Annotated in this window: 22 protein-coding genes; 13 read left to right on the top strand and 9 right to left on the bottom strand. The window is 66.2% G+C overall.

Going from position 1 to position 23,376, the window contains the following annotated elements; genetic code table 11:
• Positions 1 to 50: 50 nt before the first annotated feature.
• Both ACFCYE_RS10495 and ACFCYE_RS10490 read right to left on the bottom strand, forming a co-directional pair.
• The gene (locus ACFCYE_RS10495) at positions 51 to 479 is read right to left on the bottom strand and encodes a MarR family winged helix-turn-helix transcriptional regulator (RefSeq protein ID WP_376178516.1); all 429 of its coding nucleotides are present in this window, start codon (positions 477 to 479) and stop codon (positions 51 to 53) included.
• Positions 480 to 701: 222 nt separating this feature from the next.
• Positions 702 to 1,256: a TetR family transcriptional regulator gene (locus ACFCYE_RS10490; protein ID WP_376178515.1), complete on the bottom strand. Its 555-nt coding sequence runs from the start codon at positions 1,254 to 1,256 to the stop codon at positions 702 to 704.
• Between the two features lie 83 nt (positions 1,257 to 1,339).
• Here ACFCYE_RS10490 and ACFCYE_RS10485 point away from each other — a divergent pair, with 83 nt between their 5' ends.
• Together ACFCYE_RS10485 and ACFCYE_RS10480 are read left to right on the top strand one after the other, a co-directional pair.
• Entirely contained in the window at positions 1,340 to 2,098 is a 759-nt protein-coding gene (locus ACFCYE_RS10485; RefSeq protein ID WP_376178513.1) for an SDR family NAD(P)-dependent oxidoreductase, read from the top strand.
• Complete coding sequence (locus ACFCYE_RS10480; RefSeq protein WP_376178511.1) at positions 2,095 to 2,745, top strand: NAD(P)H-binding protein; 651 nt, start codon at positions 2,095 to 2,097, stop codon at positions 2,743 to 2,745. Before ACFCYE_RS10485 ends, ACFCYE_RS10480 begins: the two co-directional genes overlap by 4 nt.
• 6 nt (positions 2,746 to 2,751) lie before the next feature.
• Here the strand turns inward: ACFCYE_RS10480 and ACFCYE_RS10475 are convergent, their stop codons facing one another.
• Complete coding sequence (locus ACFCYE_RS10475) at positions 2,752 to 3,456, bottom strand: GDSL-type esterase/lipase family protein (protein WP_376178510.1); 705 nt, start codon at positions 3,454 to 3,456, stop codon at positions 2,752 to 2,754.
• 106 nt (positions 3,457 to 3,562) lie between these two features.
• Between ACFCYE_RS10475 and ACFCYE_RS10470 the strand changes: the two genes are divergently transcribed.
• Positions 3,563 to 4,138 (top strand): TetR family transcriptional regulator, encoded by a 576-nt coding sequence (locus tag ACFCYE_RS10470; protein WP_376178508.1) that lies wholly within the window; start codon positions 3,563 to 3,565, stop codon positions 4,136 to 4,138.
• Positions 4,139 to 4,156: 18 nt separating this feature from the next.
• A complete protein-coding gene (locus ACFCYE_RS10465; RefSeq protein ID WP_376178506.1) occupies positions 4,157 to 4,507 on the top strand; it encodes a MarR family winged helix-turn-helix transcriptional regulator in 351 nt (116 codons plus the stop codon).
• A 115-nt stretch (positions 4,508 to 4,622) separates the two neighbouring features.
• On the opposite strand, the gene ACFCYE_RS10460 is transcribed toward ACFCYE_RS10465, so the two are convergent.
• A complete protein-coding gene (locus ACFCYE_RS10460) occupies positions 4,623 to 5,000 on the bottom strand; it encodes a hypothetical protein (protein ID WP_376178504.1) in 378 nt (125 codons plus the stop codon).
• Between the two features lie 32 nt (positions 5,001 to 5,032).
• Between ACFCYE_RS10460 and ACFCYE_RS10455 the strand changes: the two genes are divergently transcribed.
• Positions 5,033 to 6,265 carry a winged helix DNA-binding domain-containing protein gene (locus tag ACFCYE_RS10455; RefSeq protein ID WP_376178502.1) on the top strand — a complete coding sequence of 411 codons (1,233 nt, stop codon included), beginning with the start codon at positions 5,033 to 5,035 and terminating at the stop codon, positions 6,263 to 6,265.
• Positions 6,266 to 6,351: 86 nt separating this feature from the next.
• Positions 6,352 to 7,386 carry a MerR family transcriptional regulator gene (locus ACFCYE_RS10450; RefSeq protein ID WP_376178500.1) on the top strand — a complete coding sequence of 345 codons (1,035 nt, stop codon included), beginning with the start codon at positions 6,352 to 6,354 and terminating at the stop codon, positions 7,384 to 7,386.
• Between the two features lie 51 nt (positions 7,387 to 7,437).
• Here the strand turns inward: ACFCYE_RS10450 and ACFCYE_RS10445 are convergent, their stop codons facing one another.
• Positions 7,438 to 8,175, bottom strand: coding sequence for a phosphotransferase family protein (locus tag ACFCYE_RS10445; RefSeq protein WP_376178499.1), 738 nt, complete (start codon positions 8,173 to 8,175; stop codon positions 7,438 to 7,440).
• Between the two features lie 75 nt (positions 8,176 to 8,250).
• On the opposite strand from ACFCYE_RS10445, the gene ACFCYE_RS10440 reads away from it, so the two are divergent.
• Positions 8,251 to 8,982, top strand: coding sequence for an alpha/beta fold hydrolase (locus tag ACFCYE_RS10440; protein ID WP_376178497.1), 732 nt, complete (start codon positions 8,251 to 8,253; stop codon positions 8,980 to 8,982).
• A 92-nt stretch (positions 8,983 to 9,074) separates the two neighbouring features.
• Here the strand turns inward: ACFCYE_RS10440 and ACFCYE_RS10435 are convergent, their stop codons facing one another.
• Positions 9,075 to 10,676, bottom strand: a complete 1,602-nt coding sequence (locus tag ACFCYE_RS10435) for a DUF5060 domain-containing protein (RefSeq protein ID WP_376178495.1) — start codon at positions 10,674 to 10,676, stop codon at positions 9,075 to 9,077.
• Between the two features lie 219 nt (positions 10,677 to 10,895).
• On the opposite strand from ACFCYE_RS10435, the gene ACFCYE_RS10430 reads away from it, so the two are divergent.
• A complete protein-coding gene (locus tag ACFCYE_RS10430; protein WP_376178494.1) occupies positions 10,896 to 12,098 on the top strand; it encodes a phosphatase PAP2 family protein in 1,203 nt (400 codons plus the stop codon).
• 57 nt (positions 12,099 to 12,155) lie between these two features.
• Here the strand turns inward: ACFCYE_RS10430 and ACFCYE_RS10425 are convergent, their stop codons facing one another.
• Both ACFCYE_RS10425 and ACFCYE_RS10420 read right to left on the bottom strand, forming a co-directional pair.
• Positions 12,156 to 13,688 (bottom strand): alpha-N-arabinofuranosidase, encoded by a 1,533-nt coding sequence (locus tag ACFCYE_RS10425; protein ID WP_376178492.1) that lies wholly within the window; start codon positions 13,686 to 13,688, stop codon positions 12,156 to 12,158.
• 16 nt (positions 13,689 to 13,704) lie between these two features.
• Positions 13,705 to 16,539: a glycoside hydrolase family 2 TIM barrel-domain containing protein gene (locus ACFCYE_RS10420; protein WP_376178490.1), complete on the bottom strand. Its 2,835-nt coding sequence runs from the start codon at positions 16,537 to 16,539 to the stop codon at positions 13,705 to 13,707.
• Between the two features lie 253 nt (positions 16,540 to 16,792).
• On the opposite strand from ACFCYE_RS10420, the gene ACFCYE_RS10415 reads away from it, so the two are divergent.
• Genes ACFCYE_RS10415 through ACFCYE_RS10400 form a run of 4 tightly spaced genes read left to right on the top strand, consistent with a single transcriptional unit; the run spans position 16,793 to position 21,552 of the window.
• Positions 16,793 to 18,067 (top strand): ABC transporter substrate-binding protein, encoded by a 1,275-nt coding sequence (locus ACFCYE_RS10415; RefSeq protein ID WP_376178488.1) that lies wholly within the window; start codon positions 16,793 to 16,795, stop codon positions 18,065 to 18,067.
• A 2-nt stretch (positions 18,068 to 18,069) separates the two neighbouring features.
• Positions 18,070 to 19,035, top strand: a complete 966-nt coding sequence (locus ACFCYE_RS10410) for a carbohydrate ABC transporter permease (protein WP_376178486.1) — start codon at positions 18,070 to 18,072, stop codon at positions 19,033 to 19,035.
• Positions 19,032 to 19,853, top strand: coding sequence for a carbohydrate ABC transporter permease (locus tag ACFCYE_RS10405; RefSeq protein ID WP_376178485.1), 822 nt, complete (start codon positions 19,032 to 19,034; stop codon positions 19,851 to 19,853). Before ACFCYE_RS10410 ends, ACFCYE_RS10405 begins: the two co-directional genes overlap by 4 nt.
• A 1-nt stretch (position 19,854) precedes the next feature.
• A complete protein-coding gene (locus ACFCYE_RS10400) occupies positions 19,855 to 21,552 on the top strand; it encodes a hypothetical protein (RefSeq protein WP_376178483.1) in 1,698 nt (565 codons plus the stop codon).
• A gap of 7 nt (positions 21,553 to 21,559) precedes the next feature.
• On the opposite strand, the gene ACFCYE_RS10395 is transcribed toward ACFCYE_RS10400, so the two are convergent.
• Positions 21,560 to 22,324, bottom strand: a complete 765-nt coding sequence (locus ACFCYE_RS10395; protein WP_376178995.1) for a GntR family transcriptional regulator — start codon at positions 22,322 to 22,324, stop codon at positions 21,560 to 21,562.
• Between the two features lie 104 nt (positions 22,325 to 22,428).
• Between ACFCYE_RS10395 and iolC the strand changes: the two genes are divergently transcribed.
• Positions 22,429 to 23,376 (top strand): 5-dehydro-2-deoxygluconokinase, encoded by a 948-nt coding sequence (gene iolC, locus ACFCYE_RS10390; RefSeq protein WP_376178993.1) that lies wholly within the window; start codon positions 22,429 to 22,431, stop codon positions 23,374 to 23,376.

The raw sequence follows: 23,376 nt of genomic DNA, 5'->3' as shown, positions 1-23,376 counted from the left end.
TCGGAAAGGGAAGATATGTTCGAAAGAAATCTTCGAAGCCGAAGCTGGTCTCACTGGCGTCGCAAGCGCTCCGTCAGTTCGAGGAGGGTGCGCAGCTCGTCTTCGTCGAGCGTGGACATGCGCTCTGCGATGGATCGTCCATGGATGGTGGCGATGCGGCGGAACGCCCGTGCGCCGGCATCCGTCGCGCGGATCAGGGCGCCGCGTCCGTCCTCGGGGTCGGGGTGCTTGGTCACGAGGCCTCTGGTCACCATGCGGTCGATCAGCCGAGACACGCTGGGCTGGCTGATGAGCATGTTCTGCGTGACGTCGCGCAGCCGCGCCGTCATCTCGGGCCCGCGGGTGACGGTGAGGAGCACGTCGTACTCACCCTGGGCGAGATCCGATCCATCGAAGTCCGCGGCCATCTCGGAGAACAGTTCGTGCTGGGCGCGAAAGAGGCTCTCCCACGCGGCGATGGCGAGGTTCCGGTCGGTCACGATCTCAGCGTAGCGGCAACGTGAAGGGCCGGTCGGAGAGGCTTCCGACCGGCCCTTGTCCCTTGCACCAAGAGTGTCCTGCAATCACATGCGGTGGATGCCACAGCAAACATTCACCGTGTGATCACTGTATAACGGGGCGGTAACGAATGCAACGGTTTGATTACGGAAATCTTGTGGCGTATTCGGTGGGAGGTGCGTCAAGCTCTGCAGCTCAGGACATCATGCGCAGTGCAGGATCCCCTGCACCGCGGCGACAACCGCGCGCCGGTGGGCGGCGATTCTGCGCGGGTCTTCGCTGTCGCCCTCCAAGCCCGTGAGACCGGTGGGTGACAGTTGCCAGGCTTGGGCGATCGCGTAGATGAAGATGAGGATGTCGACGGGCGTCAGCGGTTCGGGTGTGGCCGCTCGGACACCGGCGACCTTGTCGGCGTATACGTCGACCGGCTCGCCCAGGGCCGACGGTCGCTCGAGTCTCGCCCACATGCTCAAGCGAAGGATGTCGGGGTGACGTTGGTGATGGTCGAAGACTTCGCCCGCCCACCCGGGAAGGTCATCCGGGTTCGGCGGTGCGTCGTGCGCGAGCTTGCGCAGTGCTGTCTCGAGTGCGGCGTCGAACAGGCCGCTTTTGCCACCGAAGTAGGCGTAGATCATCCGCACGTTGCTCTTCGCGTTCTGGGCGATGCGATCCACCCGCGATCCCGCGAGGCCGTGTTCTGCGAACTCGCTCACCGCTGCCGCGAGAATCCGCGCCCGCGTCGCCTCGGCATCCCTCATGCGCGTTCCTTTCCGACTTGACGGCTCAGTGCTGCCTCTCTAGCTTAAAAGTAAGTAGTTATTTACTTAGAAAGGACGACACCATGGGCGGTCCAGGTATCGCGATCGTCACGGGCGCCGGGCGGGGATTGGGGCACGCGACTGCCCTCGCTCTCGCCGAGCGCGGATATCGCGTGGTCGCGGCAGCTCGGTCCGCAGAGGCGGGCGAAGCTGCGGTCGGCCTCATCGAGGATGCCGGGGGTGAGGCGCTGGCTCTGCATCTGGACGTCAGCGATCCGCGGTCGATCAGCGAAGGGTGTGCGGGACTACTTCCCGCAATCGCCGAGAAATGGGCGGGCTCCACCATTGATGTTCTGGTCAATAACGCCGGTGTGGGACAGTTCGCGCCATTACACGAGGTGAGCGCGGCCGACTTCGATCTCACGTTCGCGGTGAACGTCAGGGGCCTGCTCCTGCTGATCCAGGCCCTCGCCCCCCACCTTTCGGACGGTGCCCGCATCGTCAACGTCTCGAGCTCGCTGAGCCGACACGTCAGCCCGGCCACCGCCGTATACGCGGCCTCGAAAGCGGCGATCGAGGCACTCTCGCGCAGCCTCGCCGTCGAGCTCGGTCCACGCGGAATCCGGATCAACACGATCGCGCCAGGACCGACAGCCACGGACTTCAACGGCGGTGCGATGCGCGACGATGCGGAACTCAGGCACGGGTTGGGCCAGCAGACAGCACTTGGACGAGTCGGAGAGCCGTCCGAGATCGCCGATGCCGTTGTGGCTCTCGTCTCACCCGGCATGCGATGGGTCACGGGTGAGCGGATTGAAGTATCCGGCGGAGTGCTCCTGTGAGCGTGGTCGCAGTCTTCGGAGCCTCCGGGCAAACCGGCCGGTGCATCGTCGAGCGACTCGCGACACAGGGCAAGAAAGTGCTTGCGATCGGCCGTCGTGCAGGCATCGAGAACGCGAATCCCGGTGTGATGTCCGCTATTGCGGACCTCACGCTATCGACCGTGAGCGAGCTGGAACTTCTGCTCAAGGGCGTGGATGCGGTGGTGTTCGCCGCAGCCGGAGACCCCATTCGTGTCGATCGTGACGGCGCGTTGCGCGTGATGGCAGCCGCGGAGGGCGCCGGCGTGAGACGTTTCGTGCTCATCACGGGGATGGGCGTCGGGCGGGCCCGTCCGCCCGAGTTGCATGGCGGTTTCTGGGACACGTATTTCGGTGCGAAGGAGGCCTCGGAACGAGGCCTGCGGGCAAGCGGCCTTGTGTGGACGATTCTGCAACCCGGCGAGCTCCTCAACGCCGCGGGGACGAACCAGGTGCAACTCGCTCCCACCGGGACACTTCCCATCGGGAGGATCGCGCGCGACGATGTCTCCGCGGTGGTCGCCGCTGTTCTCGAACGAGACCGGTCAGCGGGGCACACCTGGGAGCTCGTCGAAGGTCGTTCGACCGCTGACGACGCGGTCGATGACGCGGTACTCGCAGGTGCCTGAGATGACTCATCTGCTCGTGTGGTTCCGTTCGCTGATGATGGTGGCCGCGATCGTTTCCGCGACCAGTCTGCTCGCGGCGGCGTCAAGGTGGATGCCGTCGCGGTGACCCGTGACGCCTCGTTCCGTGACGTCGAAGATATCGATGAGCGGGAGGTTCTCCTGTTCGGCGACGCGACGCACGACCGGTGCGACTTCTTCCGCAACGATGCGCTCGGAAACTCCGCGGCGGTTGGGGAACGCGACCGGCGGTGTCAGGAGGTAGACGGTCGATGTGTCGTCCGCGCTGTAGTGGGCGGCGAAATCGGCGAGTTCGGACTCGTACGCCTCTGCGTTCCAGTCGTCGCCTCGGGCGTCGTTCGTTCCCAGCATGATGAGCACGATGTCAGCGCGTGCCCGGACGGACGCCTCGGCGAATCGGTTCGCGGCATACGGCCAATCGCCGTCGCGCTGAAGCGTGCGCCGATTCAGTCCGTAGTTGAGCACCTGGTACCGGTCGCCGAGCATGAGGGCGAGCTGGGCGGGATATGACCACCTGCTGCGGCCCCTGAGCAGTACACCTGCGCCATAGGTGTTGCTGTCACCGATCGCGGCGACGGTGATCTTGCCGGGGACCGGGCGCGGGACAGGAGGATGCATCGTCCGCCGGGCGACGACGGCGATGCCCCCGACGAGGAGGAGGAGTACGGCGACAACGGTGATGAAGATGGGCATGAGGCTCCCGGTGGTGTGTGTCATTCACGATACTGGCAGTCACTGTCAATTGCCAGTAACTGTCAAAAAGCTGTCGCACCCATGCAGATCCCGCTACATTGGAGAGGTGGCAACCGGTCTGCGGGCTCTCAAACGGACGCGAACACGTATGGCGATTGCCGATTCCGCATTGCGCTTGTTCATCGAGCGCGGATTCGACGCCGTCACCGTTGCCCAGGTGGCTGCTTCGGCGGAGGTCAGCGAGCGCACTGTCTTCCGCTACTTCATCGGTAAAGAGGACCTCCTCTTCGCTGAGGATGATGATTTCCGCGAGCTCCTCACTCGAGAACTCGCGGCACGAGACCTGACGAAGGATCCCATCGTCGCCCTGTGCGAAGCGACGACCGCTATAGCGTTGAGTGTCGAGGATCGCCGTGCGGAGTTGATCGAACGCTGGAAACTGGTGGAATCGTCTTCGGCCCTGCAGGCCCGAGAGCGAGCGCGGCATCAGGAGTACGAGAAGTCGATTTATTCCGCGTATGTCGAGGCGGGTGTCGCGGTGCCCACTGCCCGTCTGACGGCACGATTCGGAATGGTCGGATACGCCGAGTCGCTCCAGCGATGGTTGGAGGGGAACTCGAAGGCGCACTTCCGGACTCACGTCGAGGCCACCTACGCAGAGATGCGCCAGCTCTTGTCCTGACGGCGACGAGGCGGACGGATGGGGCGTCGCTGCGGCTCACCGGTGTGGGGGAGATCCGCCCTCCGCCCCACGGATCTCGCCGAACGGCTCGAGACTGGACGACCCAACGCCACCAAGATCGTGGAGCGCCTCCAGGATGAGGGACTCGCGCTCCGACTCGCCGACCCAGACGACGCCCATGGCGTGATCGTCGCGCTGTCCGACGCGGGCAGAGAAGTCGCTCAGCGGCTCCTGCACACGCACGAAGCGTGGATTGCGAGATTGAGCACCGAATGGGCGCCTGAGGACGTCCCCGCGCTCGTGCGCCTGCTCTCTCAACTCATCACGGCGTACGAGGGGTCGCGTGGCGACCTTCCTGAGATGCGATGAAGAATCCTGACCTCCGCAGTCGACGCTCCCGCATCGGGCGACTCTGTGGATGGGGTCGGGCGACGACGGAGGCCAGGACGACGGGGTAGCAGTCGTCCTCTTCCTCCGTCGGCCGTCATTCGGCGGGGCCGGTCCCGTCCGCTCCGCGGGTGCGGGCGATGGCGGCGTCGAGGCCCTCACCGATACTGGTCATCGTCTCGCCGTACGCCTCGTCCAGGTCGATGCCGAGCCTGTCGGCGAGGACGAACGCCCACCACACCGACTCGGCGAGCTTGTGCGTGAGCTCGGCGCGCGGATCGCCATCGATATCCCAGGTTCCGTCGTGAGCGAGCAGAAGGCGGCCGATGTGGCCGACGTCGTTGGAGAACCCGATCATCAGCTCATGCAGCGACCAGGTCCGCCCGTTGAGGCGCTCTTCGAGCACCTCGTACCGGGCACGGACCGCGAGGGCCTGCTCGCGAGCGGTGGAAAGTGAGGGTGTGTGCTCAGGCATGATCGGATTCCTTCGAGTCGGCGGTTCGGTGATTGCTGCGGGCGAGGGATGGGGGAAAGCCGGACGTCGCGCGCTGCACGAGGGCCAGCTGCGATCTCATAGTGAACGTACCCCGGGCGTCCGTTCTTCCACGGTCTGCAAGACTGACGCCCATGATGGAGATGCTCGGCCAGCGCGCGCTCAATCGCGCCACACTGACGCGACAGCTGTTGATGCAGAGATCGGACCGAACCGTTCAGGACGCGGTGGAGCACCTGGTCGGGCTGCAGGCGCAGACCCCGCACAGCTGGTACGTCGGGTTGTGGAGTCGTCTGGCTGATTTTCGCCCCGAGCATGCGGCTGAGTTGCTCATCGACCGACGGCTGGTGCGCATCGCACTGATGCGTTCCACCATCCACCTGGTCACGGCGCCCGACGCGATGGCGCTGCGCCCGCTGGTGCAACCCGCCCTCGACCGCGACCTGTACGCCAACGGTACGCACGGTCGTCCGATACGCGGGGTGGACGTCGCATCGCTCACCGCCGCCGGGCGTGCGGTACTCGCCGAGCGGCCGATGACCGCGAAGGAAGTCGGCGAACGGCTGGGCACGCGATGGCCGGACGTGCCGCCTGCCACGCTCGCGTACGCCCTGCGCAACCTGGTTCCACTGGTGCAGGTGCCTCCCCGCGGCTTGTGGGGTCGCAGCGGTCCGATCGCGCATACGACGGCTGAGGCATGGCTCGGCTCGATCTCCGCGCCCGAACTGACGCTGCCCCAGCTGGTCCTGCGCTACCTGGCATCGTTCGGACCCGCGACGGTCGCCGACATGCAACGGTGGTCCGGTCTGACCCGCCTGCGCGAAATCGTCGACGGGATGCCGCAGCTGAAGGTCTTCCGTGGTGAAGAAGGTCAGGAGCTGTTCGATCTGCCGGACGCGCCCCGGCCCGATCCGGAGACGCCAGTGCCGCCGCGCTTCCTCTACGACTTCGACAATCTTCTCCTCTCGCACGCCGACCGCACCCGCATCATCACCGACGACTTCCATCGTCATTCCCATCGACCGCACGGACCGGTGCCCTCCGTTCTGCTCATCGACGGCGTCACCGGCGGTGACTGGACGATCACCCGCAGTTCCGGCGCGGCCACTCTGCGCATCCGCACCTATGCGCAGCCATCCGAATCGCTCGCCTCACAGATCGCAGCCGAGGGCCGCCGACTTCTCGCGTTCACCGATCCCGAAGCGGAGGACCCACGAGTCGAGTTCGCTCGAGACCTGTTCGATTAGACGCGGCGGAGGACGCGGTCACGTCTGCGGATCCCGTTTGCGAGAGGGCTTGCATCTCAAGCCGCTTGAGGTCGCAAGGTGGGGACATGAACACTTCAGAAGACACGCTCTACTCCATCGGCGACGTCGCGCATCGCACCGGACTCAGCGTCAGCGCCATCCGCTACTACTCCGATGAAGGACTCGTCCGCCCGACGGACGCGACCGATGGTGGCCATCGGCTCTACGACCTGGATGCGATCGCTCGCCTGGAGTTCGTCCGCACGCTGCGCGACCTGGAGACCGGTCTGGATCAGGTGCGCCGTGTCCTCTCAGGCACGACCTCGCTGAGCGACATCCTCGCCGAGCATCTCGATGTCATCGAGACACGCACGACGGATCTGCAGGCGAAGCGAGCAGTGCTCCGTGCGCTCGTGCGGCAGGAAAGCACGGTAGAGCGTGCGAATCTCCTCAGGAAACTGGTGACGATGTCCGACATGGAACGACAGCGACTGGTGGATGACTTCCTCGACGAGGTCACCGCAGATCTTCCGAGCGAGGCGATCAGACGGATCGGTGAAGACCGGCCGGTGCTCGCTGCTGACCCCGCGCCGGAGCAGCTCGACGCCTGGGTCAGCTTGGCGGAGCTGCTGCGGGACGACCGGTTCCGCGACGCTACTCGCTCGTATCTGCACGCGACCTATGCCGCGTTCCCGGGCTCGGAGATATCAACGCCTCGCGTGCAGGAGTTCATCCAGTCGCCCGGTGCGGATCTGACCCGCAGACTGATGGCTGCGCATCAGGCGGGATTCTCCGCTGACGACGCCCAGGTGGTCGGCCTCGCCGCACAGCTGGTCGAACAGCTCGCGCAGGTCTTCGGAGTCGCGGCCGACGCCGATCTCAGGCAGCGACTCGCCGCTCGCTATCGCGATGCGGACAGCCTCACCCTCGAGGCATTCGAGGATGCGGAGTACAACGCGACCGAAGGGCGGTACCTCGAACTGGTCTCCGTCATCAACGACCGGCCGCATCCGGATGCGGCCCTGCTGGCCAGCGCTCGCCGGGAGACGGGCGATGCGGACGGGCCCGCTTTCGGACAGCTCGGACCCTGGCTGGCCGCCGCGATCCTCGCCTCGCAGTGATGCTCGCGGGAGCGGGCGGTCACACGTGCGCAACGACCTGGCACCGCGCGCTCACATCCGAGCTCGGAGCACGTCGAACTCGGCCCCCGGAGAGTCCGGATCGAACCCGTGCTCGATCAGCCAGCGCGAGGCGACCAGGCTGCGCAGCGACCACCACGCCCTGATCACGTCCCGGTCCACGTCGGCGCCGTATCCGACGAGCAGGTCCTCCAGACGCTCTTCATGACCGAGCGTGAGGATGGCGAGATCGAACATGGCGTCGCCCGGGGCGGCTTCGGACCAATCGATCACGCCGGTCACCTCGTCGCCGTCGACGAACACGTGAGTGATCTGCAGGTCGCCATGCGTGAACACCGGCTTCCACGGCCGAAGCGCGACCTCGGCGATGGCACGGTTATGCGCGATCACGTCGGCGGACAGCGGAGCGTGGGCGAGCAGCCAGGCGCATTCGGTCTCGAGTTCCGCCCGCAGATCCTCGACGCGAGGGCCCGGCCATGGCGGCAGTGGCGCATCGTGCAGCTTTCGAATCGCGGCGCCCGCCGCCGCCCAGGCCGCAGCGGATGCCGTGGAAGGCTCGCCCAGGACGCCGAGCGCTCTGCCGGGGACAGCGGATATCGCGAGCACAGGCGGCTCATGCCAGCGGATCGCCGGGGTCGGTATCGGAGCCAGGGCCATCGCCTTCATCTCGATGTCGGCGTGCGCTCGGTCGCCATCGACCTTGAGGAAGACGTCGCCGACGCGCAGCGTCGCGCGTTGGCTGTGAGCGACGATGACTTCGACGGCGTCCATGGCGCCGAATCTAACAGGCCGACGGCGTCTCGGCACTGGCGCTGAATCGACGCGCGCGTCCTGCAGAATGTCCAGATGCGACTCCACACCAGCACGACCGGTTCCGGCCCTGTCCACGTCGGATTGATCCATGGACTCGGTGCGGCCGGCACCACGTGGCAGCCGCTCGTCGATCGGATGCGGGATGCCGGCCGTTACACCGTGACGACGGTCGACATGCGCGGGCACGGCGAGAGCGAACGCGCATCGTCCTACCTGCTCGAGGACCTCGCAGCCGACGTCGCGGAGACGCTCCCTCGCGGGCTGCACAGCGTCGTCGGGCACTCGCTCGGAGGATCGGTGCTGGTGCGAGCCGTCGGACGCCTTCAGCCGGAGCACGCGATCTACCTCGACCCGGGTTTCGGGCTCTCCCTCCCGACCACGGGCTTCGCGGGACGGGCATTCTGGGCGGTCCCGCCCCTTTCGCTGGGCGTGATGGGACTGCTCCAGGCCCGCCGAAGCTCCGCGCAGCGCGCTGCTTACGACCCGAGCGTCCGCGACCTCTTGACCCAGAGCCGCCAGCAGTTCGACGCCACGATGGCCACGGGCGTCTTCCGTGAGGTGGCCTTCCATCCGATCTCCATCGCGCCGCCGGAGGTCCCGTCGACCATCGTCCTCTCCGACGACTCGCCTGCCGTGCTGTCGGACTCGATGGCAGCAGCTCTCGAACGCGAAGGGTGGGGGATCCGCCGCCTCGCCGGCATCCATCACGATATGCACCTCGAGGACCCGGACCGGACGTTCGCGACGATCGCCGACGTGCTGTAGCACGGCACGCGAGCCGGCTGCACCCGAGGTCTCTGACGCCGCGCGCCGGGACGCCGGGGCGGGCCCTCCGGGCGACCCACCCCGACGGTCGATCAGATCCGAGTGAATCTCACCGCGATCCAAGGACTTCCTGGCAGTTGGATCTTCGGACGCGCCGGATCCTGCGCGCCACCGGTGGCCTTGGCCAGCGAGAAGACGCCGATCGGGGTGACGGTCATGTTCCAGGTGTCGATGACGTCCACGTTGTAGGACGCCCCGGCACCGCTCGGCAGCAACGCGTTCCATTCCGTCGGGGTGCTCGCGCCGAAGTACTTCATGTAGTACTGACTGTCGACACCGCCGATGTCGTAGCCCCAATCCGGCTGGAGCGCGTTGATCCCCGTGGCCGGTCCGTCGGCCATGATCTGTTTCAGGAAGGCGAGACGCGGAGCGCTGGTGCCGTTCAGGGTGCCGCCCTGCCCGAGCCACGAGGTGCTCGGGCTCTGGGCCTCGTTGAGCGTCTCGCCGTGGCCGCAGTACGTGCCGCCGACGAACGTGTTCCAGAACCGACTCGTCATCACCTCGCCCGACAGCTGGCCCCAGCGCGCGTCGATGTTGCCCTCGTAGGCGACTTCGTCGAACACCACCGGCTTGAGCGCGAACTGGCGGTGCAGATGCGCCCGGATGCCGTCCATGGCAGCACCTGAGCTCTGAATGCTGGCGTGCGTGACCCAGTCCTTGCGGGCGTCGTAGTAGATGTTCTTGTTGTGGATCGAGCGCAGGCGCCCGTGCGGATCGACGCTCTTGAGGAAGTCGCCCAGGTGATTCCAGTCGTCCAGCGTCTTGGTCTCGTTGTCGTCGTATTCGTTGGCCATCGACCACCACACGTTCCGGAATGCGCCGAAACGCGCTGTGATGTAGCGGATGTACCTCTCGTCGTCCGCGCGGGCCATATCGGAGAACCCGATGTCGGCCTTGTAGGGCTGGAAGAGGACGACGTCGGCCTGGATGCCGAGCTGCAGCAGGCTCGCGATCCGGCTCTCGTACCGGCGGAAGTATGCGGGGTCGAAGCGTGTCGGGTCCCAGTCCCTCGGCCCGGGGCCGGTGCGCACGAACGGGTCGACCGATTCGGAGGGGACGTTCGGGAAGAACAGCATCCGGATCTTGTTGAACGGCGACGTGCTCAGCGTCTCGAGCGTCTTCTGGACCTTGTCCTCGGGTTGCTGCGCCCAGGAGTACGAGGTGGTGCCGATCTGGTGGTAGGCAGAGCCGTCCGCATGGATGAAGTGGTATCCGTCCTGCGACACCTGCACCGGGCCGTGGTTGCCTTCCGAAGGGTCGACGACCGTGACCTTGCCGGACTTGCGCATCGCGCGGACGTTGCTCTCGATGCTCCACTTCCACTCGCCGGTCTCGGGCGGTGAGAACCGGATGCGGTACGTGCCACCGCCGTCGTAGAAGCCGGGCACCGTGATCGCCTGGTCCGCTCGGCGGAAGACGGCAGCGAGTGTGACATCGACGAAGGGGTTCCCCTTGTCGGGGCCGCTGAGCACGATCTCGTGCATTCCCCAGCGTTCGACCGGTGCCGGCTTCTCCGCCGGCTGCGCCTGCCCGGCGGTCGTCGTGGATGCCTGCGCGCCGGTCGGGATTCCCACCGCAGCCGCGGCGCTGAGCACTGCGGCTCCGGTCAGTACGGTTCGTCGTGTGATCTCCATCGATCATCCTCCAGATGATTTCTGCGTCGGTGACTTCTGTCCCGGACACCCTACAAAGCGCTGACTATTCTCGCTAGGCCGAATGGATATGCACGAATAGCCTCCTGCGCAACAGTGTCTCGATCTTGCCCGTTCTATGTATGGACAATAAGATGTGCAAGCAATTTAAGGATCTACGGGCCGATGCCCCATGAAAGGCAGGACATGCAGCACTCGAAGATGAGGACCACCGCCCGCAACCGCCCCGCCACGGCGCTGGCCGTCGTGCTCGCGGCATCCGTCGCGCTGACGGGATGCGCACCGTGGAACGAGCAAGGCACGGGCGGGCGTCCGCCCGTGACGGCATCTCCCGTCCCTGAGGCATTCACTGCCGAGCAGCTCGAGACGGCGTACGAATCGGATCGCACCGTCGACTACGTTCCGCTCCTCGCCGGATTCGCCACGCTGGAGTCGAGCCACCCCGAGGTGCTCGAAGAGAATCTCGCCCAGACGCTCGATATCAATCAGAACGCGGGCCAGGAGGAATCTGCCGCAGCGATCATCGATGAGTACGGCGACATGTCGTACACCATGGGCGATGCGCTCGGGGAGCACCTCGGTGCGATCTACCAAGCAGCCTGGGAGGAGGGGCGCCTCCCCAAGACCGTGGAATTGATCCACAAGGACGGCGGCCGCGCACAGAGCGAGTCGACGAATCCGTCAAAGGAATACTTCGACTACGACCGCCCGTACATCGTCGCGCCGGATGAGGTCGTCTACCGGGACAAGGAAGGCGGTGACGCCTACAGCTCGACCAGCGGCTCCTATCCGAGTGGTCACACGAACCAGGCGTACTGGCAGGGGACCCTGCTCGCGACGCTGCTTCCCGAGCTCTCGGCGCAGATCCTGGCGCGCACGTCCGAGTCAGGCAACTATCGCGTCGTCATGGCGATGCACTATCCGCTCGACGTCATCGGCGGACGGATGATGGGCCAAGCGGCCATCGCCAAGCGATGGGCCGATCCGGAGTTCCGCGAGTTGCTGGAGGCGGCGAGTCTCGAGCTCCACTCAGTGCTCGAGGACGAGTGCGGGGCCGCGCTGAAGACCTGCATCGCCAGGGACACTCCCTACCTGAAGGCGAAGGACGCGAAGGAGCTCTACCGCGATCGCCTCACCTACGGCTTCGAGCAGATCGGTCAGGGCGGTGTGGACATGGATGTACCGCGCGTCGCGGCCGCCCTGCTCATCTCCAGTCATCCGACCCTCACCGAGGGGCAGCGCATCCAGGTGCTCGAGCAGACCGCGATCGACTCCGGCTATCCGCTCGACCTCAGCGTGCATTCGACGGCATCGTGGCAGCGTATCGACCTCGCGGCGGCGATGAACGCCAAGGTCGCCATCGACGGCAAGGGCGGCGTGCACGTGAACGGGGGCAAGGGCTGAGGTGATCCGCGCACGATGGGGGGCCGCGGGCAGTGTCCGCGGCCCCTCATCGTCCTCTCACGCCAGACGGATCGCGATCCAGGACACGGCGGGCAGATCGATCGTCAGGATGCCGTCGGCGACTGCCGCATCGGCTGCCCGGACGCCGACGCGCTCGACATCGCCCAGGACGTTGCGCGCGTACATGTCGTCCTCATGGAGCAGGTGGGACTCGATGATCGACACGTCCCTGCCCAATTGGGGCGAGAGGGGCGCAAGATCCACGCGCAGGGCGGCCGCCGTCGTCAGCGAACGGTTCACCGCGAACAGCGAGACGCCATCGCCGTCGATCGTCGCCACGGCATTCACCGCGGCCACGTCGCCGAGCTTCTTCGAAGCGACGGTGCCGCACTCCACCGGCACGTGCACGGCTGTCCCGTCGGCGAGGCGAGAGGTGATCGAGAAGGGGTAGAACGTCGTCTGTCGCCACGCCGGTCCGCCCGGTTCGGTCATGATGGGCGCGATGACGTTCACCAGCTGCGCGAGCGACGCGCTGCGCACCCGGTCGGCGTGCTGCAGCAGCGTGATGAGCAGATCGCCGAAGACCACGGCATCCAGCGCGCTGTACTGATCTTCGAGCAGACGAGGGGCGACCGGCCACGCACCGCCCTTGAACTCGTGCCCCGACTCCGTGCCGTCCTCCTTGAAGAGATACCAGACGTTCCATTCGTCGAAGGAGATCATGATGCGCTTGTCGCTCTTCTTCGTGGCCGCGACGCTGTCCACGATGGCGACGACGGATTCGATGAACAGCGCCATGTCGGCACCGGACGTGAGGAACTCCTGTGCATCGCCCCCGCGCTCCTGGTAATAGGAGTGGCAGGAGATGAAGTCGACATCGTCGAACGTGTGATCCAGAACCTGGCGCTCCCACGAGCCGAACGTCGGCATGTCGCGTCCTGATGAGCCGCAGGCGACCAGTTCGACTCCCGGATCCAGCATGCGCATCGCCTTCGCCGTGCGCGAGGCGAGTTTGCCGTAGTCGTCGGCGTTGCGGTGGCCGACCTGCCACGGCCCGTCCATCTCATTGCCGAGGCACCACATCTTCACGCCGAACGGCGTCGAGCGTCCGTTCCGGGCGCGCTGCTCCGTCCAGCGGGTCCTGGTGTCCGCGTTCGCGTATTCGAGCAGGTCCAGCGCCTCCTCCGTGCCCCGAGTCCCGAGGTTGACGGCGAGCATCAGATCGCTGCCGACACGATCCAACCACGCTTGGAATTCGTGAAGTCCGACCTCGTTCGTCTCGGTCGAGTGCCATGCGAGATCGAGGCGGGTGGGGCGTTGATCCTTCGGGCCGATCCCGTCCTCCCACCGATACGCCGAAACGAAGTTGCCTCCGGGGTAGCGGATCGTCGAGACGCCGAGCTCCTTGACGAGGTCGATCACGTCGGTGCGGAAGCCCTCCTCGTCGGCACTCGGGTGCTCCGGCTCGAAGATGCCGTCGTAGATGTGGCGTCCGAGGTGTTCGACGAAGCCGCCGAACAGGCGACGATCGATGTCGGCGATCTCGCGGCTCGGGTCGAGGCGCGCTTGGGCGGTGTTCTCAGCGGTCATGGCGTGTCCTTCGAGATCAGGCCGGTTCGTGGCGAAGCAGAAGCGAGAGCCTCCCCGACCGGGCGGGCAGGCGGTAGTGGGGCAGCACGCCCGGCCCGCAGGTCGCGGTGCCGACGCCCGATTGGGCGAGGTCGAGCGACACGAAAGTGCGATGCTCGTCCGGCAGCTCCCAGTTGTGCGCGGTGCGGGCCAGAGTCTCGCGGCTGTGCTTCGACACGGTGAGCGCGAACGGCTGATCCAGCGTCGACATGTGCAGGATGCCGTGGTCGGTGCGGATCCGCGCCTCGCGAACGCCCATGCGCGACCCGCTCTCCTGCGGACGCACGTTGTCGACGGTGAGCTCGTCGGCGCCGATGCTCCACCACCCGAACCGCGCGCCCGAGCGCAGGTCCGGATAGCTGGGCATCGGTCCGTACCCGGCTATCTCCGCGCCGAGCGGCCTGGCGGCGAGCACGAGATCGAGGCCCAACCGTGCCCACTCGGTCGTCCAGGTCCTGTTCGGATCGATCTGCACGTCCAGTCGTACGGCGTCCCCGGCAGCGGTCCAGGAGAACACGGTATCGACGGAGCTGTCCAGGATCGGCGTGCCCGTCCGTGCGCGCACGACCAAGGCGGACCCCGACACGTCGACATCCTGCAGCCGCGTCATGAGGCGGTCGATGCCCGCGGCGCGCCATCGCTCGGCGTACGGGGGGAGGTCGGGTTCGTCATCGCCGAGGTCGCGATCGTTGTCCGTCGGCGCGCGCCAGAGCCCGACCGTGGGGCCGCTGAGCTCGAGTGCGCCGAGGCGGATCAACTGCCCCGTGTGCGGATCGAAACGAGCGGACCCCACTCGGTCCGTCCTGGCCGCGTCCGTCACCACGACAGCCGCCGGTCGTCCAGCTCGCACGTCCTGGCCGCTCGCGAGCACGTGGCCGGCCGCGGCCCAGGGGGAATCCGCTCGCGTCACAGCCTCCACAGTGATGACGTCCGCGACGAGGGAAGCCTCGTCCGCACGGCATGCATCGGGAAGATCGACGACGACGCTCGTCCTGGCGGGGCAGGCGACGATATCCAGCGAGCCGGACGCTCGCACGTCGCCGTCGACGACACGGGAGAAGCGCACTGAGACATGATCGAGACCGAGCACGTCGTACCTGTTCTCGATGCGAACCGTTCGCCGCTGCGCATCGATCGTGAACACCACCGGCGCGATCACAGCGGCGTAATGCAGCAACCCCGGACGAGGGTTTCTCTCGGCATCAACCAGCCCGTCGATCACGAAGTTGCCGTCGTGGACGATCTCGCCGAAGTCGCCGCCGTACAGGATGCGACTCGTGCCGTCCGGGTCGTCGACCGCGATTCCGTGCTCGATCCACTCCCACACGAACCCGCCCGCCAGACGCGGGTACTCCTCGAAGAGATCCCAGTACTCCTGCAGGCCACCGGGTCCCGTTCCCATGGCGTGCGCGAACTCGCACTGGAGGAACGGCAGCGAGCGGCGGTGGAGCTCCGACGCCGTCGCGTTCAGAGGAGCGGGCTCGAGCGTCTCCTCGCCGATCTCGCGGACCTCGTCGTGCGGGGCGTACATGCGCGAGTACACGTCGACGTAGCGGCTGTCCCGGTCGCCCTCGTAGTGGATCAACCGGCTCGGGTCAGCAGCCTTGGCCCAGCCGGCCATCGCCTCGAGGTTCTCGCCGACGTGCGCTTCGTTGCCCAGCGACCACATGATCACGCTCGGGTGGTTCTGGTCGCGCCGGACAGTCCGCACGATCCGGTCGAGGAACGCCTCTTTCCAGATCGGGTTCGCGCTCGGGTTGGCCCGCCAGCCGACGTGCTCGAAGCCGTGCGTCTCGAGGTCGCACTCGTCGATGATCCAGAATCCGAGTTCATCGAACAGGTCGAGCACTTCGGGGTGCGGCGGGTAGTGCGAGGTGCGGACAGCGTTGATGTTGTGCCGCTTCATCAGCAGCAGTTCCTCGCGTGCGACGTCGTGATCGAACACGCGGCCGTGACGCGCGCGGTGCTCATGACGGTTGACGCCGCGCAGCATGATCGGCACTCCGTTCACGAGCAGCTCGGCGTCGCGCACCTCCACCCGTCGGAATCCCAGACGCAGCGCCACCGATTCGGCCTCCGTGGCGATGACCGCGTCGTAGAGGCGCGGCTGCTCGGCGGACCACGGGTGGACCGCGCCGACCGGGATGGCTCCGGCTGCCGCCTGATCGATCCCCAGCTCAGGGATGCTCAAGCGGGCGCTCGCGGTGGCATCCACGTCCAGCATCACCGTGCCCGTCCCCGTCAGCGGGTCGAAGTCGGCGCGGGCGAACACATCGCGGATGCCGCCGGCGGGACGGGCGAGCAGGGTGACGTCGCGGAAGATCCCGGGCAGCCACCACATGTCCTGGTTCTCGAGGTAGGTGGCGTCACTGAACTGTGCCACCCGGATCGCCAGTCTGTTCGTCTCCGGTGTCAGGATGCCGGTGACATCGAACTCGTGCGTCAGGCGGCTTCCTCGGGTCGTGCCGAGCAGTACGTCGTTCAGCCAGATCTCCGCGGCCGACTCGATACCGTCGAACCGCAGCCACTGCACCGGGTGCGCCAGTACTTCGGCAGAGGCTGCGAACTCCCGCCGGTAGTCGCCGATGGGGTTCTTGTCAGGCGCGAACGGCGGATCGACAGGGAACGGCATCTGCACGTTGGAGTAGGCGGGGGAGCCGTATCCCTGCAGGTTCCAGTGCCCGGGAACCTCGATGTTCCCCCACGCGTCGGTGTCGGCCGTGCGCCAGTCGTCCGGTGCACTGCGCAGCGACGGCGAGACCCGGAAGCGCCAGACGCCCGCGAGAGACTGCTGCGGCGCGTCAGAGTGCATCCGCGCTCGTGCGGGCAACGATCCGGCCCCGGGCCGAGTGGTCGAGATGTCCATGGTCTCCTCGTCAGAGAGCGGGGGACGAGCGTCATTGGAGAACGCTCTCCAAGATGTCGTTGTCAACTTTGCATTAATGTCCTAACATCATATCAGCGCCGGTTGCCGAACCCGTTGCATCGGGCGCCTTCACAGCACCCGAAACGTTCGTGAACTCGACGATGACGTTGGCCCGGTCGTCCGGGCGAAAGGAACCACAATGAAGCGTTCAGGAAAGACCCCCTTGCGGTCCGCCGTCGCACTCGCCGCTGTGGCCGCGGCAGCGGTCTCGCTCGCGGGCTGCAGCAGCTCGACGGACGCCGGCTCATCGGATGAGCCGATCCAGTTCTTCCTCTCGGGAGATGCGAACCAGGGCGGCGGATACGCCCATATGGCTGAGAAGTACGAGGAGGAGACCGGAGTCGAGGTCGAGATCGTCGACATCGCCAACGACGACCTCGCCACCAAGCTCCGCAACTCCGCGCAGGCGAACGATCTCCCGGCCATCGCCAGGGTCGGTGCCGTCGATCCTGTGTGGCGCGGCGCCACGGTGGATCTGACCGACATCACCGAGGGCAGCGAGATCCGAACCGAGTTGAGCGATTGGGACGGCGACAAGGTCATCTCCCTCCCGTCGGACATCACCGCGGTCGGCCTGTTCATCAACAAGACCCTCTTCGACGAGGCGGGCGTGGCGTATCCGACCAGCGAGGACGACATCTGGACCTGGGAGGAGTACGTCGCAGCGGTCAAGCAGGTGCAGGCGGCGACCGGTACCAGCTACGGCATGGTGATGGACAAGTCGTCGCACCGCCTGAAGGCGCTGATGTACGAGTTCGGCTCGGACTACTTCCAGCCGAACGATGACGGCGAATTCAGCACGAACGACGACACCACGCGCGCCCTGGAGTTCTTCAACGATCTGAACGACGATTCGTTCATGCCGCGCTCCGTCTGGCTGTCGGATGCCGACGGCAACGCACTGTTCAAGAGCGGTGATGTCGTGTCGTACGTGTCGGGCTCCTGGCAGATCGCCGACTTCGCGGTCAACATCGCCGACTTCGAGTGGGCATCCGTCTACATGCCGACCGAGAAGGAGCGGGCGACGAACTACGGCAATGCAGCGTCGATCGTCGTCTTCGAAGGGCCGCAGCAGGAAGCGGCGCACGACTTCATCGAGTGGCTGTACGAGCCGGAGAACTACACGGAGCTCTCCGAGACGTCGTCGTTCATCCCTGCGATCGATGGGCTGGACATCGAATACGCGGCGCATGCCGATGCGTTCGACATCTACAACCAGGACATCGCGGCATCTCCCGCCATCGTCGGGGACATCAAGGCCATGGAGCTGCAGTACGGCGCCCAGGGAGTGACCACCGAAGGTGACCCGGTCCGCGACGAGACGGTCAAGTACCTCAACGGCGAGCAGGACGTGACCGCGACGATCGACAGCATCAACGCGCAGTTCAGCGACCAGCTGGGCGCTCTGGAGTGACCGTGTCCACCACCAAGACCGTCGATGGGCGCAGCGCCGAGACCTCTGCGCTCATCACCCCGGGGCGGCGAACGCGACGCGTTCGCCGCCCCGGGCGGCGCTCCACGACGTTCATCGTGGCTCCGCTCTCCTTCATCGCGATCGCGGTGGTGCTGTTCGCGCTCTTCTTCGTCTGGCCGGGCGCATTGGGCCTCTGGTACTCCTTCACGGACTACACCGGTGTCGGGACGCCGGAGTTCATCGGCGCCGACAACTATGTCGAGCTCGCACAGGATCCCGATTTCTATGCCGTCCTCGGGCGGACATTCCTGTACACCGTGCTCTCGGTTCCGCTCCATTTCATCGCGGCGCTCGGCATCGCCGTTCTGCTGACGAGCACGCTCGCCAAGGGCAAGTCCGTCGCCCGGATCATCTTCTTCCTCCCGTGGCTGATCTCGCCGATCGTCGCAGGTGTCATCTGGAAGTGGCTGTTCGGCGAGAACTTCGGGATGGTCAACTTCCTCATCGAGGCGTTCGGCGGCAACGGACTCAACTGGGAGACCGATCCGACCCTCGCGCTCCTGCTGATCCTCGTCGTCAGCACCTGGGGCGGAACGGCATTCAACATGCTGCTGTTCATCGCGGCGATCCGGAACATCCCGCAGTCCTACCTCGAGGCGGCTCAGCTCGACGGCGCCAATGGCTGGCAGCGGTTCTACCGCATCGTCCTGCCGCTGCTGCGCCCGACCTCGTTCATGGTGATCCTTCTGACGACCATCGGCTCGATGAAGGAGTTCGCCATGGTGCAGGCGCTGAACGGCGGAGGGCCAGGCACGTCGAACATGTTCATGGTCCAGTACATCTATCGCACCGGATTCGAACGGGCCGATGTCGGCTACGCCAGTGCGGCGTCCATGGTCCTCATGGTGATCCTCATCATCATCGCGATCATCCAGTTGCGCTTCGACAAGAGGAACGATCTCGCATGAAAGCGAAACGACTCGGCATCACCAGCACGGTGGTGCTCTGGCTCCTGGCGCTCGGCTTCCTCATCCCCGTGGCCTGGTTCCTGCTCAGTTCCTTCAAGCCGGGGTCCGAGCTCTTCAGCCTTCCGCTCACCCTGTTCCCCGAGAACTGGACGGTGAGCGGATACGTGACGGCGTGGAATCGCTTCGATTTCGCGCGGTACTTCCTGAACACGTCGATCGTCGCGGTCGTGACGACCGCGCTCACGGTGGCCGTCAGCGCCATGACCGGCTACGCGTTCGCGAAGTATCACTCCTGGTGGCTGAAGGCGTTCTTCATCTGCGTCCTCGCAACGACCATGCTCCCCACCGAGGTGATCATGCCGAGCTCGTTCGCTGTCGTGCGCGACCTCGGTCTGTACAACACCCTTGCCGGCATCATCGTGCCGTCGATCATCACCGCGACCGGCATCTTCATGTTCCGGCAGTACTTCAAGACGATCCCCGACGAACTGCTGGAAGCGGCGCGTATCGACGGCGTGAGCGAGTTCGGCGCATTCTGGCGGATCATGCTTCCGCTGGCGAAGCCGATCGCCGTGGTTCTGGCCATCTTCTCCTTCCAGTGGCGGTGGAACGACTACATCTGGCCGTTGATCGTGCTGCGCGATCCGTCGCAGTACACCCTGCAGGTGGCACTGCGTTCGATCGTCGGTGCGGACAACGTCGACTGGTCGGTGCTGCTCTCCGCCTCCGTCATCTCCCTCATCCCGATGGTGATCCTGTTCGCGATCTTCCAGCGGCAGATCATGAATGCCGACATCAACTCGGGTCTGAAGGACTGACATGGCGGCGGACATCATCTTCGAGGAAGAGTTGCGCCGGGCCGTGGATGCCGAGGTGAACCGCGCGCTCGCGAGCGGGCTCGACGCGGACCTCACCCACCGGCAACTGATGGATCGCGCCAAACTCCTCGTCGTGGCGGCGCTCTGGTCGCGTTCGTCGCGGGCGGGTGACCTGAAGCTCATCGAGACGGCGACCGAGAGCGTCCTCGCCTTGCGACGTCGGCAGGGCCCGCGCGGACTGTTCATCGGTGGGGGCAACGTCGACTCGCCACCGGACTCCGCTTTCACGGTCAACGATCTGTGCGACACGCTCCACCTGTTGCGGTCCACCCGGTCTGCCATGTCGATCGCCGGGGCCTCGGCACTGGCGGGCGAGCTGGACGCGATCGCTGATGCGGTCGAGCCGGCACTGCTCGTCGGCGGCGTCCATACGCCCAACCATCGCTGGGAGATCACGGCGGCGCTGGCACGACTGCACCGGCGTCGACCATCGCCGGCGCTGGCCGCACGCGCATCGGAATGGCTCGCCGAGGGAGTGGACCTCACAGCCGACGGCGTCTACTCCGAGCGCAGCGCGAATTACGCCGCGTACGTCTCCAATCCGTCGTTGACGGTGATCGCAGACGTGTTCGACAGTGCGGAGGCGCGGGCTGCGGTCGTCCGCAATCTCGAGAGCACGCTGGGGCTCATCCACCCGGACGGCACGGTGGAGACCGTGCATTCACGACGTCAGGATCAGCTCTCGCGCTTCGCGCTGTCGCCGTACCTGATGATGTATCGCCGATTCGCGGTTCTGCTCGACCGTGGAGACTTCGCCTGGGCGGCCGAGCGCGCCAGGGAACAGGGCATCGTGCACCCGGCATCCGTGCTGGCCGATCTCCTGCTGGAGCCGCGCAGCGGCGAACAGCTCCCTGAAGCGATCGAACCAGAGGCGGCTGCGGATTGGGCCCAGAGTGCGCTCGCGATCGATGCGACCCCGCGACGGCGACTCGTCGTCTTCGGAGGTTCCGACTACCCGCGGTTCCGGCGCGTCCGTTCGGGGCTGTCGACCAATCCGACCTTCCTGCGACTGTTCGCCGGCGCAGCGGTCCTCGACTCGATGCGGCTCTCGAGGGACTTCTTCGGACTCGGTCCGTTCCGTGCCGACCGAGCGGCGGCGGATCACGTCGATGGTGTCCGCCACTATCGGCTGAGCGAGACCGCATCCGCCAACTATTACCAGCCCATGGACCCCGTGCGGCGCAACGCATCGGGGGAGTACGCCCTGACCGACGACGGCCGTTTCTTCGGGTCTATGTCGTTCGCGGACCGCGCCGCGGACGCCGTGGCACTGCGGACCGACGTGGACGTGGTCGCCACGGATGACGGTGCTTCGGTCGCCATCGCATTCGACGGGCCGGAGTGCACATGGGCGCTGGAGCTGTCGTTCCGTGGTGGCGCCTTCGAAGGCGTCGATCTGCAGAGCGACGGAACAGCCCTCCTCACGGCCGGCGCCGGTTCGTATCGCTGCGGTGACAGCCGGATCGTGTTCGAGGCCGACGCGGACTATCGGGCGGACGGGGTGGGCCGATATCGGCCGGGGGAGGACTACACGTTCCTCGGTGCGACGGATGCCGCGACCGGCGACCGGGTCTACCTCACGGGACGATCGCCTGGGCGGGTGACGCTCACGCTGCGCGCGGAGAGCGCGCGCTCGTGATCCGTCGTCACTTCGCGACGAGCGTGGTCTCGAAGCTGTACATGTCCGGTCGGTAGCAGTGCAGGCCGTATTCGAACGCCCGACCGGAGTCGTCGAAAGCGATGCGCTCGACCGTGAGAACGGGGCCGCCCTTGTCGATGTCGAGGAGTGTGTTCTCGTCTCCAGCGGCTCGGCGGGCGCCGATCTTCTGTTTGGCGACCCGGATCGCCACGCCCCGTGCTCGCAGCACCTGGTAGAGGCCGCGTGTCTCGAGCAGTTCGGTCGTGATGTCGGCGAAGTCCGACGGCAGGTAGTTCTCGAGCACGGCGACCGGGATCCCATCGGTCGAGCGTTGGCGGCGGATGTAGACGACATCGGTGCCGGGGTCGACGCCGAGCCCGGCGGCGACCGCGTCCGTCGCGGGGACGATCTCATGTGCCAGCACCCGGGTGCCCGGGGTGTGATGCGTGCTGGCGAGGTCCTCGTAGAGGCTGGTGAGTTCGACCTGACGCGTCACCGCCTGGCCTTGGACGACCTGCGTCCCGATGCCGCGCCGGCGGACGAGCAGTCCCTTGTCCACGAGCTCCTGGATGGCGCGCCGGATCGTGGGTCGGGACAAGCCGAGCTTCTGCGCGATGGCGATCTCGTTCTCGAGGCGAGCGCCGGCGGGAATCGTGCCGGACTGGATGGCCTTCTCCAGACGGGTCGACACCTGGTAATACAGGGGCACCGGGCCCGTCCGGTCCAGATCGGCGAACAGCTCTGCCGGCCAGTAGGTCTCGTCGCCGGCCATCGTTCCTCTTCCCATGCGTCATCGCTTCCGTGTCGCCAATGCTACATATCCTCTACACAGTCTAAAGCCAAAACATCTGTATGTGTTATTGTTAGGACATGGCAATGATCTCGGCACCAGAAGTGCTCGCGATGGGGCGGCTCGGTGTGGACCTCTACCCCTTGCAGGACGGCGTCGGCCTCGAGGACGTCTCGACGTTCGGCAAGTATCTCGGCGGAAGCGCCGCCAATGTGACGGTGGCGGCAGCTCGTCACGGTCGTCGAGCTGGGCTGGTGTCGAGGGTCGGCGACGATCCGTTCGGGCGGTATCTTCTGCGAGAGCTCGACCGTTTGGGCGTGTCCACCGGCCTCGTCGCCACGGACCCGGAGCTTCCGACGCCGATCACGTTCTGCGAGATCTTCCCGCCCGACGACTTTCCTCTCTACTTCTATCGCGCGCCCAAAGCCCCCGATCTGAATGTGGACACGGCGCAGCTCGACCTCGACGCCGTCCGACGAGCCGATCTGCTCTGGCTCACGGTCACAGGGCTGAGCCAGGAGCCCAGCCGGGCCGCGCATCATGCCGCGCTCGAAGCGCGCGCAGGGCGCAGGCACACCGTTCTCGATCTCGACTACCGTCCGATGTTCTGGGAGTCGGCCGAGGAAGCCTCTGCGCAGATCCGGCCTCTGCTCGAATCGGTGACGGTCGTCGTCGGAAATCGCGAGGAGTGCGAGGTCGCTGTGGGCGAGACGGATCCGCGCGCGGCGGCGGATGCGCTGCTGGAGCGCGGAGCCGAGCTGGCGATCGTCAAGCAGGGGCCGAAGGGGGTGCTGGCGAAGACCCGCGATGAAGAGGTCGAATTGCCGCCGCACCCGGTCGATGTCGTCAATGGGCTGGGGGCAGGCGACGCCTTCGGCGGGGCGCTCTGCCACGGCCTTCTCGCCGGGTGGGATCTCGATCGCACGCTGCGCTTCGCCAACGTCGCGGGTGCCATCGTCGCTTCGCGGCGCGAATGCTCCACGGCCATGCCGACGACGGCAGAGGTCGTTCACGCTCTCGGATCGGATGCCTGA

Source organism: Microbacterium sp. NPDC056234 (assembly GCF_042267585.1).
Taxonomy (GTDB): Bacteria; Actinomycetota; Actinomycetes; order Actinomycetales; family Microbacteriaceae; genus Microbacterium.
Note: the sequence above shows the minus strand (reverse complement) of the source record. Positions and strands in the feature narration are given on the sequence as shown.

Bases quoted from the DNA above. Each gene is read 5' to 3' on its own strand.
- ACFCYE_RS10490 (WP_376178515.1), bottom strand. From the start codon at position 1,256: ATGAGGGATGCCGAGGCGACGCGGGCGCGGATTCTCGCGGCAGCGGTG.
- ACFCYE_RS10485 (WP_376178513.1), top strand. From the start codon at position 1,340: ATGGGCGGTCCAGGTATCGCGATCGTCACGGGCGCCGGGCGGGGATTG.
- ACFCYE_RS10475 (WP_376178510.1), bottom strand. From the start codon at position 3,456: ATGCCCATCTTCATCACCGTTGTCGCCGTACTCCTCCTCCTCGTCGGG.
- ACFCYE_RS10465 (WP_376178506.1), top strand. From the start codon at position 4,157: ATGGGGCGTCGCTGCGGCTCACCGGTGTGGGGGAGATCCGCCCTCCGC.
- ACFCYE_RS10460 (WP_376178504.1), bottom strand. From the start codon at position 5,000: ATGCCTGAGCACACACCCTCACTTTCCACCGCTCGCGAGCAGGCCCTC.
- ACFCYE_RS10450 (WP_376178500.1), top strand. From the start codon at position 6,352: ATGAACACTTCAGAAGACACGCTCTACTCCATCGGCGACGTCGCGCAT.
- ACFCYE_RS10445 (WP_376178499.1), bottom strand. From the start codon at position 8,175: ATGGACGCCGTCGAAGTCATCGTCGCTCACAGCCAACGCGCGACGCTG.
- ACFCYE_RS10440 (WP_376178497.1), top strand. From the start codon at position 8,251: ATGCGACTCCACACCAGCACGACCGGTTCCGGCCCTGTCCACGTCGGA.
- ACFCYE_RS10435 (WP_376178495.1), bottom strand. From the start codon at position 10,676: ATGGAGATCACACGACGAACCGTACTGACCGGAGCCGCAGTGCTCAGC.
- ACFCYE_RS10430 (WP_376178494.1), top strand. From the start codon at position 10,896: ATGAGGACCACCGCCCGCAACCGCCCCGCCACGGCGCTGGCCGTCGTG.
- ACFCYE_RS10425 (WP_376178492.1), bottom strand. From the start codon at position 13,688: ATGACCGCTGAGAACACCGCCCAAGCGCGCCTCGACCCGAGCCGCGAG.
- ACFCYE_RS10420 (WP_376178490.1), bottom strand. From the start codon at position 16,539: ATGCACTCTGACGCGCCGCAGCAGTCTCTCGCGGGCGTCTGGCGCTTC.
- ACFCYE_RS10415 (WP_376178488.1), top strand. From the start codon at position 16,793: ATGAAGCGTTCAGGAAAGACCCCCTTGCGGTCCGCCGTCGCACTCGCC.
- ACFCYE_RS10405 (WP_376178485.1), top strand. From the start codon at position 19,032: ATGAAAGCGAAACGACTCGGCATCACCAGCACGGTGGTGCTCTGGCTC.
- ACFCYE_RS10400 (WP_376178483.1), top strand. From the start codon at position 19,855: ATGGCGGCGGACATCATCTTCGAGGAAGAGTTGCGCCGGGCCGTGGAT.
- ACFCYE_RS10395 (WP_376178995.1), bottom strand. From the start codon at position 22,324: ATGGCCGGCGACGAGACCTACTGGCCGGCAGAGCTGTTCGCCGATCTG.
- iolC (WP_376178993.1), top strand. From the start codon at position 22,429: ATGATCTCGGCACCAGAAGTGCTCGCGATGGGGCGGCTCGGTGTGGAC.